At 50.8% G+C, this 15,219-nt stretch carries 7 protein-coding genes; 6 read left to right on the top strand and 1 reads right to left on the bottom strand.

What is annotated here, in order from left to right:
- Positions 1–156: 156 nt before the first annotated feature.
- Genes opgC through RTX30_RS02045 form a run of 5 tightly spaced genes read left to right on the top strand, consistent with a single transcriptional unit; the run spans position 157 to position 4,264 of the window.
- Positions 157–1,377 carry an OpgC domain-containing protein gene (gene opgC, locus RTX30_RS02025; protein ID WP_312686305.1) on the top strand — a complete coding sequence of 407 codons (1,221 nt, stop codon included), beginning with the start codon at positions 157–159 and terminating at the stop codon, positions 1,375–1,377.
- 11 nt (positions 1,378–1,388) lie between these two features.
- Positions 1,389–2,282, top strand: a complete 894-nt coding sequence (locus RTX30_RS02030; RefSeq protein WP_312686308.1) for a hypothetical protein — start codon at positions 1,389–1,391, stop codon at positions 2,280–2,282.
- A gap of 8 nt (positions 2,283–2,290) precedes the next feature.
- Positions 2,291–3,496 (top strand): SpoIIE family protein phosphatase, encoded by a 1,206-nt coding sequence (locus RTX30_RS02035; RefSeq protein WP_312686309.1) that lies wholly within the window; start codon positions 2,291–2,293, stop codon positions 3,494–3,496.
- Between the two features lies 1 nt (position 3,497).
- Positions 3,498–3,836: an STAS domain-containing protein gene (locus tag RTX30_RS02040; RefSeq protein WP_312686310.1), complete on the top strand. Its 339-nt coding sequence runs from the start codon at positions 3,498–3,500 to the stop codon at positions 3,834–3,836.
- Positions 3,837–3,841: 5 nt separating this feature from the next.
- Positions 3,842–4,264, top strand: coding sequence for an ATP-binding protein (locus RTX30_RS02045; RefSeq protein ID WP_312686811.1), 423 nt, complete (start codon positions 3,842–3,844; stop codon positions 4,262–4,264).
- Between the two features lie 24 nt (positions 4,265–4,288).
- On the opposite strand, the gene tehA is transcribed toward RTX30_RS02045, so the two are convergent.
- Positions 4,289–5,242 carry a dicarboxylate transporter/tellurite-resistance protein TehA gene (gene tehA, locus RTX30_RS02050; protein WP_312686311.1) on the bottom strand — a complete coding sequence of 318 codons (954 nt, stop codon included), beginning with the start codon at positions 5,240–5,242 and terminating at the stop codon, positions 4,289–4,291.
- A 462-nt stretch (positions 5,243–5,704) separates the two neighbouring features.
- Here tehA and RTX30_RS02055 point away from each other — a divergent pair, with 462 nt between their 5' ends.
- A complete protein-coding gene (locus tag RTX30_RS02055; RefSeq protein WP_312686313.1) occupies positions 5,705–15,136 on the top strand; it encodes a hypothetical protein in 9,432 nt (3,143 codons plus the stop codon).
- Positions 15,137–15,219: the final 83 nt, after the last annotated feature.

Raw genomic sequence — 15,219 nt, forward strand, 5'->3', positions numbered from 1 at the left:
GACTACACTTTCCTTTAAGTGAAGGTGAAAAAACGCTGCATATGGCTTAAGAATATATTTTTATAGTGCTATAGCGTCCTTTCTCTTTGCCGAACGGGCTGAACTAAGCTATTAAAATATAAACCTCATCAACGCTTTTCAGGGCAACGTTACGCTATGGAGATAAGCCAGTCTGCGCCTGCTGTTGTGCCAGAAACCCGAAAAAAAACAACGTGGCACTATGTCTCAGTCGACCGCCGCGATCTGCGTATTGATATGATGCGTGGGGTGGCTCTGGTGATGATGGTGGTCGCACATACGGAAATTATGTCCGTATTGAATATATTTACCTGGGAGCGTTTTGGCTTAACCACCGGGGCCGAAGGCTTTGTGATTCTTTCCGGGTTTATGATTGGCATGCTGAACCGCAACCGATTACAGAAAGCGGTGTTATTGACGATTTCATGGGGATTATGGCGACGCGCCTGGAAAATATATCAGGTTAATATCATCATCATACTTTCAATTTTGTTGCTGTCGCACCTCCATTTTATTAACACTTTTGAAGTTACGCATTTTACCGACCGTTATTCTGGTAACGCATGGTCTTTATTTCCCACAAGCCCGCAAATTCGTGAGACATGGTTTAATATCGTGCTCTTTTTGCAGATTGGCCCACATCAGACGCAGATCCTCGGACTATATATTTTCCTTCTGTTGCTCAGCCCGCTGTTTCTTGGCCTGTTGATGAAGGGCAAAATTATTTGGTTACTTGCCGCCTCGCTGGCGGTGTATTGCGCGTGGCAAATCTGGCCGCTGCGCGTTACGGTCTCGGAGTTTGAATTCGCCTTCCCGTTAATGGCCTGGCAGTTTATTTATGTAATAGGCATGAGCTGTGGCTGGTACAAAGAGGAGTTGCTGTCGCTGGCGCGCACCGGGCCGGGTAAATGCCTGGTGGCGGCACTGGTGATCGTGGCGCTGGTGCTGGGCTTTGTTGCGCAGAATCACACGAACCCGTTTATCCCGCCGGTATTTTTGCTGCAGGTGATCACCCCGGAACATTTTAATGCCTTCTATCACACCTGGGCGGCAAAAAATGGCCTTGGGCCGGTGAGGGTGCTGAACGATATCAGCCTGATGGTGACCGTCTACCTGGTGCTGACCCGCTGCTGGACGCCCCTTTACCGTGCTGCGGGGTGGTTCTTTATTCCGCTGGGCCAGCACTCGCTTTATACCTTTATTTTGCATGTGTACGTGGTGCTGATCGTCAGCCAGTTTGTCACCTTCGATTTATGGCGCCAGGCATGGCTGACCAACACCCTGATTCATGCAGCGGCACTGGGGGTGTTATGGCTAATGGCAAAATATAATGTCGCCGGGCGCTGGATACCCAATTGAGGGAATACGCAATGCGGGAAAAAGTGTTACTGGCGTCGATGGTGCTCTTGCTGACGCCGGCCTGGGGGAAAGATCAGCCCAGTGATGTTGCACAGCATGACAGTGCGGAACAGATCCCGGCAGGAGGGATGAACAGCCGTTGGGGGCGACTCTTTGCCGGGAACAACAAAAAATTTACCGGCACAGTGAGCTTTAACTCGGGGCTGAAACAGCAGCTCGTCACCATTCCGAACAGTTCAGAATCGGCTTCGCAGAAAAAGAAATATAACCAGACACTCAATCTGAGCCTGCAATACTCCCCGTACAGCTTCTGGTTCGCCAATGTGATCACACGGCTGCCGATGAGGGACACCAGCCGCTATACCACCGATTTTCGTTACAGCTTTGGCTATGACGACTGGCATCCCAACACGTTTAGCCTGGTTTACGGTAACTACGGCGATAACCATATCTGGACCACGGGTAATAAACGCCACACCTACTTTGAGCAGGGCGCGGTAACGCTGGCGTATAAGTTTTCGCTGCCGAAGCCGCTGGAGAAAAAGCTGCTGATCAATAAAGACGATGCGCTCACCTGTCAGCTGGGCTACAGCTGGGTGCCGCGTTATTACGATCTGCACAGCGACAGCGTGCGCGAAAACAAAAATGTCATGCTCGGTGGCTGTGGCTACACCCTGAAACAGCATTTTTTCGTCCGGGCTACGGCATTCTGGTTCCCGGACAGCAGTCAGCAGCAACCGTGGAATGGCGACTTTAGCTACAGTTTTGGTTATGCCACCTACAAACCCGGTTCGTTTTCGGTGCAGTACAGCAACTATGCCGGGACGCGATATCCGGGGCACGGGGGCGGAAACGCCAAATTCCGTGAAGGGACTGTCAGTGTGATCTGGTTTTTACCGCTTTAGGAGCCATCATGCCGGAGCAAAAACACGTACTGATCGTGGATGATTCGCTGGTCTACCGCCGTTTACTGGTGAACCTGCTTTCACAGTGGGGATACCGGGTGAGTGAAGCGGAGAATGGCGAAGATGCCCTTGCCATCATGACGCATACGCCCGTCAGCATGGTGATCAGCGACTGGGAAATGCCGGTGATGGATGGGCTGGCGCTGTGCCGGGCGATCCGCGACATTGAATATGGTCACTATGTTTACCTGATCCTGCTGACGGCGCGAGAAAGCGCTGACGACATTACCGCAGGGTTTGATGCCGGGGTAGATGACTTCCTCAGTAAACCAGTGAACCAGAGCGAACTGCGCGCGCGCTTGCATGCCGGGGCGCGGATCCTGGCGCTGGAAGCCAGCCTGGCGGCGCACAATTTGCGACTCAGCGAGGCGCTGACGCAGATAGAGCAGGACATGCAGGTTGCGGCGCGTTTGCAGTTGTCGGTTCTGCCTGCACATCAGCTGCATTATCAGGGGTACTTTGTCGACTGGATGTTTCTCCCGTCGGCGTGGGTTTCCGGCGATATCTTTCATGTTTTTCCGCTCGACGATCATCTGGGTTTCTATTTTGTCGATGTGGCCGGGCACGGGGTTAGCGCAGCCATGTTATCGCTGGCCGTGGCTCGCCAGTTTTTGCAGGGCCGCGTGGTGGAGCGCTTCCTGTTCGACGAACAGGGCAACGTCACCTCGCCCGCCAGGGTGGTCAGCATACTGAATGACCGGTTCTGCAATGAAGAAACGGATATCGTCAGCTATTTCACCATGGTGTATGGGGTTATTGATCCGCGTGATGGTTCAGGAACCTTGTGCCAGGCCGGACACCCGACACCGTTTATCGTTACGCCCGAGGGCGCGATCCGCGAAACCGGCAGCGGCGGCGCGCCGGTGGGGCTGCTGGCAAATATGCAGTGGGAGGATACTGCGTTTGTGCTGCATGAAAACGAGCGCTTGTGCCTGTTCAGCGACGGCATTACCGAGTGCGAAGGGCCGGGTGATGAGCAGTTTGGTGATAACCGGCTGCAAAACTGGTTACAACAACAACGCGAGTGCGCTGTAGAAGATCTGCTGCCGCGTTTTGGTCAGCATCTGACAGCGTGGCGCAACGAAGGCCGTGAAGGGGAACGCACTATGACGGATGATGTGTCACTGTTAATTATTGAGCGCAGAGGGGAGTAGCATGAATATTGATATCGAACGGTTGCCTGAGGCGAACATTATGACGCCCGTGGTCAGAAGGCTCGATGCCTCCGTGGCGGGAACATTCAGGGAGATCCTGTCACAGGAGATGGCCAACGAGCACAAAGCGCTGATTATTGATTTTACCCAGGTCGATTTTATCGACAGTAGCTGCCTGGGTACGCTGGTATCGCTACTGAAAATGATGAATGGCAAAGGCGAAATGATTGTGTGTGCGTTGAAACCGGGCATCCGCAATATGTTTACGCTGACCCGCATGGATCGGGTCTTTCGCATTTGCGCCGACCGCGATGCGGCCCGTGCCGAACTGAGCAAATAAGTGTGATGCCCTCTTCAATTACCCTCCCGGCATCTGCCGACTCGCTTGGCCCGCTGGCGGCGTGGTTACAGGATCATATGGCGTTGTTGCCGGTCGATGAGACGTGGTGCTTTGCGCTCGATCTTGCCGTGTGTGAGGCCGCAGCGAATGTTATCCACCATGCACTGGCTGCTGAACCCGGGCGAACATTTACCGTGAACTTCCATCGCGAGGAGCAGGGGGTACGGGTGGCGTTGATGGACGCAGGCCTGGCGTTTCCCGCCGCCAGTCTGTATAAGGCGCAACGTAAAATCGGCAGCGATGAAGAGCTGGATCTCGAGAGTGGCAGGGGGCTGATGTTGATTTTGCAGAGCGTCGATCGCTTCAGTGTGGCGCGTGAGGGCGATCGCAATATCACCACGCTGGTGAAAAAGTACCAGAGCGCATAGTCTGCGCCCTGGGTGTTCAACCCCTCAGGCGCGAACGATTAACTTTCCCTGTACCAGCAACAGCGCGGTTTTGACCATCAACAGCGCGATCACCAGATTGGCAGCAATAAAGAGCGGGAATGACATCCAGTATAACGCGCCGCCCGGTGCGCCATGTCCCAGCTTAATAGCGGTCGACGCCAGCGAAGCCACGCCGAAAGAGAAACTCCAGAACGAGGGGTTAAACGGTTGGGCGCTGTACCAGGGGATCAGCCTGATCATAAACAGCATTTGCAGCAGGCCATAGCCAAACAGCAATTTGGCAAACACATCGATCTCGCCGCCGTTAACGCTCAGCCAGGCACTGCAGGCGACAAAGGCAGGGGCCATCTGGATGCCGAGCGAGGTTCTTACCGCCGGCGGCATCTCGCCAAGATTGCGCAGCCGGCTCAAAATTGTCGGCTCAAGGCTCAGCCAGGAAAAGATCCCGGCCCCGAGAAATAACATTCCGACATCGTTAAACCCCAGTGCTCCGCAGGCCATGGCGCTAATAAAGTTATTCGCAACGGTAGGCAAATAGAGGCCCGGAGTGGTTGCTTCTTTTGGGTGGGAGCCGCGCCACAGCCCGGCAGTTTGCCATGCCGCGTAGGTGAGTTGCACGCAAACCGACACCAGGAACAGCCCCAATGCCAGCGCATAAGACCATGGGACAATACCGATTGCCACTAACATTGAGGTGGCGGGGACGAGACTGACAAAACTGCTTTTGAGCGGGTGAGTGATCTCCTCCAGCAAGGTGTGGCGATGGCGCAGCAGACGGATCAGAAAAGCGGCCATCAGTACTGCCCAAATCACAATAGCGAGGAGAATAAGCGTGGTCGCGGGCACCACGCCAACCGGCCAGATGGTGGCGGCAAAGCGCCAGGCGAAACCGAGCCCAATAATCCCAAGCACAATGCCAAAATAGCCAGCGGGCAAATTTAAGGGTGATTTTTTCATCACCATACTCCTGAGAAAGGTAAACACACCGTTTAAAACGGGTTGGAGTATATAGGATATGTCAAATGCATGTTTGGGTTTTTACTGTTGAAAATTGAGCGTATTAAGATTTAACTCCTTGAAAATAAATATTTAACATAAAGTGATTTTCCACGATTGTTTATTAAATCATCCTTTTTTGCGTAGCGATAATATTGCCGGCAATTCGGGGTTTTAATACGCAGAAATATTGCTAAAAATTTTTGTTAATTAACGTTTGCACTGAACAACCCACTGTGAACGCCGGCTGCGCTGGTGCTCAGCTTTCTGCTGTGAAAAGTCTGATTTCCTCTTTGCCGACAATTTTATTTACGGTGACGTCGCGCATACTCACATAAAAATGGCCGGGCGCTGTGATGCAAATAAACAGGGGGGATTGTGCCTGAATATGTCATTTCTTCCGCAACGGCCACCACGCAATATGTGGCTGAAAACCTTTATGATACCGCTGAGACACAATGGCAGCCGGATAATCATGATGATCGCCAAAGTGCGCCGGACATGCAGGGCGCCTTTCGGGGAATGTTGTGGCAGATGACGGCAAATATCGCCAGCCATACCTTCAGCAACGTGTTTGAAGGTTACGCGGATGCGGCTGAGGTCTGGCAACATCTGTTACGTACCGATGCCCAGGCGCTCTCCTGGGATGCATTGTTACGCCAGACAGCGGAAGGCGTTCTGCATCATGATGCACTGTTACCCGCGGCGGTGCGTGAGCCTGCGCGAGAAAGTGCACAGTTTATTCTGCGTTTTGCCGATTTTTATCAGGATGCCGTTACCCTTTTCGGGGGCCGTGAGCTGACGGATCTGTTGACGCGCTATGCCGATATTCTCCCGCAAGTGGAAGGGAAAGCCGCGCAAGATTTGTTATTCATTTTGCAAAACGCAGACCATCTGCGTCAGGGCACCTTACCGCAACGATTACACCTGCTGCATGACATTCTTGGTCATGACCTGCTGCAGTCGCTCCCGTTAGTGTCACAACTGCGTGCCAACGTCGCCACCATTATTCGCGCAGCTGGCTACTGGCAAATGGCGGAAACGCTATGGGAATCCACCTCGCAGATCAGCGCCAGCAACGCACCGTTGACCGAGAAATTGACGCGCATTGCCGCACTGCTTTTACGCCAGCGGGCGTTATTACCCGCGGAATGGCAGAGCGCCATTGACATTATCAGCCAGACGCAGCGCCAGGTGGCCGACTTGCTCGCGCAGCCCGGAGACAGTGATATCTCTATGTTAATACGCGCCCGTCAGGTGATGCAGTCGCTGAGCGATCTGGTCAACACCTCTGTCATATCTGCGCTTTTGCCTGCGGTGATGCGTGACAGCATAGACGGTTTATTGCGTCAGGGGCGGTTGATTGTCGGCGCGCTGGATGGTCTGTTTTCCACTGAAAGTACGCAGGGCTTTGAGGCGTATCTGGCGCAAACACTGGCGCTCAGCGATGCACTTGCCCCGGAATTGCTGGCACCTTTGCGCGCGCTGGCAACGCAGATCCGCGCGGTGATCGCACCTATGCACGACAGCAATTTTCCTGCCTGGCCCGAACCGGCATCCCCGGCGGCGGTACTGAACTGGCTACAGCAGATACTGATGCAGCCTGCATTTCACGACACGGTGTTGCCCCTTTTGCCGGAAGGATATCGGCAGGCACTGACCAGCGCACTGCATTTGAGTCAGCAGGCCGGGACGTTTCCGGTGCAGGGCGCAACAGGTGAACAACTTCAGTGGCTGATCAGGCAGGTACAGAATCCGGATTTGCGGCAACTGATGGCGCAGGCAGGTTTAGAACCTTACCTCAAATCCCTGACCTCGCAGCTGAGCGGCGATCTTTCCGCCGAACTGTTTGCCGTGTTTTTGCAGGTTATCAATCCGGAACAGTCCCTGTCCCAACGGTTAGGTAAGCTGGTGAGTGGTCTTTTTCGCCGCGGCGCGTTGTCAGAAGCGGTAAGTCAGGGCCTGGGCGCTGGATTGCGCTGGTTGCCAGGCGGCCAGGTGCTGGCGCCGCTGTGGCGGCTGGGCGTTCACTGGTATCAGCGTACCCTGCTGGCACCCACATGGGCAGAAACGCTGCACAATTTTTTGCAGGTGGTGCAGGACGATTTATCGGGCAATGTACTGGTGATGGATTTGGTCGCCCACCTGACCGGAGTGATGCCGCCCTCAGCAGCAGAAGCGATGCGCACACTTCATACTATCCATGCTTTCCAGCTCCAGCGCGATCTCACCACCCCGGATGACACGCTGCGCTGGGTTCTCTCCGGTATGCAGCACTACCCCGAGCTGCAAGCCTGGTATCAAAACTACCTTAATTTAACGCTGGTCTGGTCGGTGAAAAAAATCCTCGATACGCCGGATGTACGCCTGCAGCAGCAGGAAGTGGCGCACTTGCAGGCGCGCCTAGCGGAGCCAGAATGGCGGGTGTGGCCGGGTGTCGGCCAACTCTCTGCGTTATTGCCATTATTGCCGTTGTTGCCGGCTATCCGCGAAGAACTGGGCGACCGCACCCTGCCAACAGGGCATTCGTGGCTGGAATGGAGCGGGGCGGTCGCCGATATTCTCGCGGCCAGCGAACACCCGGCTCTGCGTCAGTTACGGCAACAACTGGAACAAAATATTGAGACATGGATCAGCGAGACCCTGCTGCAAGGGGTAGCTGGCGCAGCGCAGACAAGGTTGCTGACCTCGCGCAGATTGCCGGAAAGCTGGAGCAGTGCAGGGATGTCCCATGAAGGCATGCAGGTAGAGGGTGATGTCTATATTAGCGGCGGAGAATGGTTCATCCGCGATGAGGGACGTATGTATCGCGTGGAGCCTGATACTGTGCCCGGTGTATTGCGGCTGATAAAACCCGGGGAAACGCATGCCAGTGGGGGATCGCCACGTATTGTTCGTGAGGACGGGCGCTGGCGCATTGATCTGCGTCCTGCTGCTGGCCTGCCGGGGGGCAGTCCGGGGTGGGGGGCTGAGATGGCAGGCGGTATTGTTCGCTTGAGCGAGCATGATATGGACTGGCTGGCCTCGGAGGAGACGCAGCGGGTGGCGAAAGTTGCCACGGGCGTGGGACTGGGGATCTGGTGGCTGGGCACGTTATATGCGTTCTGGCGAAGTTACCACCAGGGCGCACGCACCGCTTATCACGCTGCACCGCAAGAGGTTACGCCTGCGGAGCCGGAAGCTCCTTCGCATGAAACAGCCGCACGGTTACTGAACCGAACGACAGCAGAAACCGTACTGGATATCGACGAGCCGCAACGGACTGAGGCAACGGGCGGGCGCTGGCAGCGCGCCGGAAGGCTGGGGCGTCAATATGCTGTACCGCTAGGTATGACGGCATTGGGGGCGATTTCCAGCGCCGCTTATTTACAGTGGGTATTGCGAAACCCTGAACAGGAGAGCCTGACAGAAGAAGACTTAACGGCGCTGCGCACCCTGCTGGCACAAAGACACGATCAGATCGTTATCGACATGCCTGTGCCGGATAAGGCAGCACTCTCTTCGCGAACCGGTCAACGCAGGTTACTGGCCGATGAGGCGCCTGTATTGTCGCCTCAACACGAAAAACAACAACGCTGGCCACCGTTACCGCGTTTATCGGCGATTGATGCGGCGCTCGAACAAAAAGTCCGCGAAATCTTTCCACCGCCAGGCACGCCAGAGGGTTTTGTTGCCGATTACAAAGCCGAAGTCGGTGATGAAAAATTGTATTTATATAACGGCCTGCGTTATGTATTTATTGCCGATAGTTACCGTTATATTGACCTTTATATCAACAGCCCGCGGGGGATCACTGCGCGGCTATATCCCGCACCGTCTTTATATGATGAAGACAATGCCTCGCTATCGGTTGTTTTCAAGCCTGAAGCGCAGAAATGGTTCCTGAATTCTTCAGAGAGTGAATCGTCCACGGCGGACGTGACGACAGAAGAGACAGAGGCGACAGAGGCGACAGAAAAAATTACGCGAACTTCAGCCTCCATGCAATTAACAAAACTGGCAGGAGCCTGGCAGGCGGATAAAGCCTTTCAGTACACACAGATGGTGCCGGGCCAGGAGGGTGAAATTTATCAGGACGATAAATTGTATATTTTCCTGCACGGGCAATACTGGCCATTTACCTTCGTCAGCGACGACATTGGGGCGATAAATTATGGTGCAGGTAGGGCTTATGTCAGGCGTAGCCAGGAACAATGGGATATGGCGACGACGCTTCGACCCATGCCCATGCCCGGCGCATCCGTTGTTTCGCCTGCGATCGAGGAGCGTGTTGAAAAAGAGTTCGACCCCAGCAAAGCCTGGCAGCCCGCCTTCGGTGATTTTATAACGTCAAAAGAAAAAGGGATTTACAACACCGCATCCGGTAACGAAACCTGCATCTACGTTGCCACCAACTTTTGGCCGATAGTCATCCAGAACTCAGATTCGTCCTCCGGGCCTGCCGGGAGTGGGGTGATTTATGAAAAGCCTAATGACAGCACAGCGAAAAAGATTTTCATTTTTAAAGATCGCGCCAGAGGGCTATGGGAGGACCTGGATCAAACTCCAACAAAAGGAACCCGGGAACGCCCTAAGAATACCACCGCATCCGCATGGTTACTGGAAGAGGCCCGGCTCTGGGATATTGATATTACAAGCAAAGATTTTAATCCATCCCTGGAGGGGAGTGGTGGAATATACCGACAGCCGAATGGCGATCTCTATATTTATTTGAATAAATCCTGGTGGCCATTTGTTTTGTCTGGCGGCAATATTGGTGTGATTGCTGTTAAGAAAAATGGCAAGCCAGCCAATGTCGTGGTACATAATTATAATGGAGTCTGGGAATATGCCGGGGAAAGTCAGGTCGAAACGCCCCTTGCCATCAGCGATTTTCTCGAAAAATTAATGATCAATACCACTCTGGGTAAAGAAACACGTCTTGCACTCTTTCAGGCACTCGCCGGGCATGATTTTATTAGCTGGAATATGTTGTTGCAATTGCTTATGCAGATTATCGACCAGGAATTTTTTCGTCTGTATACCCAACCCGATAACGAAAAACTAAAAGAGGTGATATTGCTTAAAGGCAAAATAGCACGTATGCAACAACAAATGCGCTATGTAGAACCGCTACCATCAGTTACGTCTAAAAATGAGTGGAATAATGCATTGCTGGATACTTACTATAATGCATTTTCAACGGGACTTATTGATGCAACAGATATCTATGCAGCCTGGCATTCCCGGCAGGTGTCTCAGGATGTGGCTAATAAGAAGAAAACTCTTGAGGGGTATAATGTTCAACAAAAACTGAACGAAGTACGACATAAGTTAAAAGAGACCGATGCCGATTTGCAGCGGCGTATGCAGGATATTAAAGACCGGGTTGTTGCACCTGCAGGTGAAGAACCCATTACTTTGGCTAAAGCTGCGCAGGAGAAATTCCATATATTGTTATCAAAAAGAGATCAGCTTGAGAAAATTGCCGATAATATTAATGCTAAAATTGCAAACTATAATAAACAGATCTCATTCCATAATGAAAAATATCATATCTATGATCAAGGCCTTTCGCTTGCAAAAAAAACACTTGGTCATGATTTGCTCAATGCTGACGATAAAAGCAAAGCCTCATTGGCGACAGAACAGGCAATTATGACGCTGGCACTTCAGGAAGTGAGCATTGTTATAAAAGAGCGAGCAGCATACACTGAGAAAGAGCTGGAAGATCTGAAAACGATACGGATCGCCAGAGATCTGGTCATCAGGATGTCTGAGCAGCAAAGCGCCTTTCATTCAATGGTGAATCGCTTAACACTTATTGGTGTTGAGAAGCATACGCTTGCTAATAATTACGCTGATATTGTTTGGGTAAATGAACAAGCAGATAAAATATATAAAAATAACCTCTCATTACAGGAGGGAGCAGAAATTGCTTCTTTTCTTGCTCCCTCTCTGTATTGGCTTTTAAAGAATAAAAAACAAGTCAGCGATCTGCATGGTCAGGATATAACGAAAATAATGGATGATTATTATTCTGATGTTTATCGTCTTAATCCCTTGACACAGGTGGATAAAATACCTGAAGGCTATACCTCGCTCTCGAATATGTTAGGCAGTGACTATTTTGCTGAGCAGACGGATTACAATAAGCAGTTCACCGTCTATAAAGAAAAATACAGTGCCTATGATGCCAGTGAACTTGCCAGGAATGTCTTGCTCTTTTCCGGTTTATCGCTTACCGACATGCTAAAGAGAACAAAGAAAAGGCTGCGTTTTGAAGTGAAAACCACCGATACTGATTCTGACAGGATGCCGGGGGAATTACTTTTTATTCAACTTCAGGATGACAGATGGATTTTTTTCTCGCTCTTTCCTGGTGCGGTTTTTAGCAAAATATTTACCGCCAAAGAAATGCAGGGTAACGTTTTTTTGAAAGAAATCTCTGAACTGAAACCCACTGCAAAATTCAGCTTCGATGAATATCTTGAACTTTACTCAAACCGTTTCCTTGAACAACATGCCGGAATGGGTATGGGGATTTTTAAAGCCCGTTGGGCAGCAGTGAATGAACATTTGATAAAACCGACGCTTTATAGCCCCGACAGTGGTTTGAGTTATCCCTCGCCGTTTATGGAAAAAAGTAATTATGGCATTATCTATCATGGAAATATTAACGCAACCCAACCCGATGATGATGTGGTTTCGTTATTGAATACCAGCCTTCGTGATGTATTAAAAAACTCTGCGGAGGCTCGTCGCAAAGAACTTTACACACCATCATTGATGCAAAAAATTGCCTTTGTGTTGGTGCCTTTTTATCATGAAATTTATCACACCATGACCAATCCCGAATATGAAGTGGATTTGAATTCCATTCTCCTTGATGTGGTGGGTGTGGTTTTCGTTGCGGTGAGTGCAGGTATACAAATAGCCACGGTAATTCATCGTATGAAGTCAATAACAGAGTTACTACGACAGGGGGTAAAAAACGGTTTAAGCGGCAAGATATTACAGTTGTATGTAATAAAAGAAATCGCTAAAGATGCCGCTTTTAGCGCGCTTAAAATAACAAAAATCAGTATAACGGCGCTGATCGACCTTATTGACCCGCTGGCGTTAAAAGAGATCTCAACATTCACCATTCATCATTTTAATAAATCAAAAAATCTTCGCTTGCTTATCCCTGATGCAACACCAGCGGCACAGGTTCGGGGGATTAATAAAAAGTATGCCCGTGCGGATGTTTCACTCGATGATATGCAAAAACAGATGCTAAACGGAGGCGAAGTTTATTCTCCATCCAGTTTTGAGTCGGGCCGTAAAGAGTATTATATCGCCGCTGATGGCGATGTTTATCAAGTGAGGTGGGATGATAGTGCGAATACCTGGCGTACAATGGATCCCAAAAATCCAGGGCGTTTCGCTTACGGTGAGCCGGTGGCCTTTGAAACGGGAGAATGGAAAATCAACAAGGCGTATGGCGGGCTGCGCGGAGGCGGTAAAGTCATACAAGAAAACAGTGATGTGGTAATAGAAATCCAGCAAATAAGGCGGGGATTGAAGGAAGAAAAGGTACTGGAAAATCTAAGTGGTGGCACGGAGTTTAATGCGGATGATATGCTGGAAAAACTCAAAGAGGTAGGAGAAATTGCACAATCCATCGCTCATCCTAAGGGTAAATGTGAATATGTTTCTTCCTATGTTGCATTATTTCTCATAAAAGAGAAATTTAAGAATATACGCTATCGAGGTATGGCTTTTTTTATAAATGGTTTCGATAAATCTCCGTTAAACCATTACGTTGTTGTTGCCAGAAAAGTTGAAGGAGGACCTGATTATGTTTTCGATCTTACGGCTGCTCAATTTGGCGGTATATATCACGAGCTTAATGGGCCAATTATTTTGCCGGAAGAAGTGTGGGCGCAAAAATATGCCAACCTCACCAGTCGGAGCCTGATTAAATACGGCGATTACAAGGATCGGGCTTCTGCAGTCACAGATTTCGGTCCCTACAGCAATTACTTTTACTATGGGCCTAACTCCCTGATCCCGAATGCCTGGGTACTTTTACGACCGAACTGGTATTACCCTGGTGTCAATATGGCTGAAGCTGCAGCCGGGGTGCGCAAAACGGTCTCTTCTCCGGGACTGGGTTTTCCTAACGCGGTTAGGGCTGCTGCCCGGCGTGGCATGTTCAACACATTTGTTTCGGATGTGAGCTGGGATTACGCGGTCGATGTGCTGGAAAATGCTGAATTACTGAGTCGTGGGCCCGCTGAAGAGTTGCGTAAGGGTATTAAAAGGATGGTTAGTGAGCGCAGTTCAGGCACAACCAGAGTGAGTATGCAAAGTTTATTTTCCCGCACACAGCCTATTGAGAACAGTGAAAACTTGTTGCGAGTGCGGCAAGGAGATCTGCTGTTGTTCAACACCGTTGATCCTCATCTTCCCGACGCTGGTAGTCAGCCTTTTCATATTATGGTGGGGATTGGAAATGGACGGTTTACCGGTGTTAAAAACAGTGTGTTGGATCCCGCGCTGGGGGACAGCAAGAAAATCATCACCGCTGAGCAGTTAGGCGAGTTTAAGGAAAACGCCTTTCGACGCAGAGGCGGAGATACCGCAGCGGATATACAGCTTATTGCCGCTGAGCCCAGGGGGATTGTCAGAGACGAGAGTGCAACGCTCTTCGAACTGGCGGAACAGGCCATGGCATCAACGGAGGATACGCTCAGCGCGTTAAACGCCTCGACTGAACTTTTGTGGAAATCCGGTGAGTTTGCCCCTGAGCAGATGATTGCCTTAAGAACCCATTTAACACCTCTTTTGAAGTTCAGCTCCCAACAAACGGGCGGAGAGATAACGCGTTCGGTAAATCAATTCTTCATTGCCTCTGAAAATGTGGGTAACAGTGCAGACCTCGCAGCCCTGCCAAAGGGCAAAATGGTCATCTTCGGCGATCCAGGCAGTACGTCCTTCTCCGCCCATCATCTGATGTACAGCCTGGGCGAGGGGAACTTTATGATGGTCAACCCTACGTTGTTGGATCCACGACTAAAAAGCACGAATGCGTTGGTCAAGGCAAACCAGTTCCCGGACGATCTCTTTAGCAAATTTGGTGTGCAGGCAGGCGAGCTTTCATTGAGCGATTTGCGAATGACGTCGCTACTTGGTCGTGATGCGAGCTTCTTTGCCGAAGGGCCCAAATTAACGATAAGACTTCATGGCGCGGCGTCTAACGTCAACTATATGGACGCTAATGAGCTTTCGGAAGTGATCAAAGGGATGGCGCTACGGGAACAACCGCCTATCAAGCTGGCAGGCATCCGGGAAATTCATCTTGAATCCTGCTTTGGCGCCTTTGGCCGGTTACCCACCGGGAAAGCGCTGGCTGCATTACTGGACAAAAAAGTGGTGGCTTATCCGCTTCGTTTCAGTGAAAAAATACGCAATAACCCCTCTATCCTGAACCGTGCCAGAACCTATCTTCCCGGTGAGTTGTCGCATGCCGAGCGGGTAAAAATAGCCGAGCAAAACAGTCTTAATCACGATTTCTGGAATAAACTGCTGGCACGATACCGGGCAGCTAAATCAAAAATTGTTAAGCGTGAAGCCGATCCGTTTACCGACCTGATTAACAACGTTGCAGATTTTGTGAATGGTGATATTGATGAGCGCGTACTCATGGAGGAGTATCCGGCATATCTTAATGGACTTTACGCCACGCGTGATGAGTTCGACGATCTCTGTAGTGGTGAGATAAATAATGCTGAAGATTTTGCTGAACGTTGTATGGATATTCTCACGCTGAGTGCCTGGTCTGCCGACTTGCTGGATAAATATCTGGGCGGGACGGGAAGTGCTTCATGAATGCATTTTCTGCGTTCATATTATTTTTTTATCATTTTTGACAATATTTCTGCTGCTCATTCGTCTACTTCATCACAAGCCAT

It is taken from the genome of Kosakonia sp., assembly GCF_032052965.1.
Lineage (GTDB): Bacteria > Pseudomonadota > Gammaproteobacteria > Enterobacterales > Enterobacteriaceae > Kosakonia.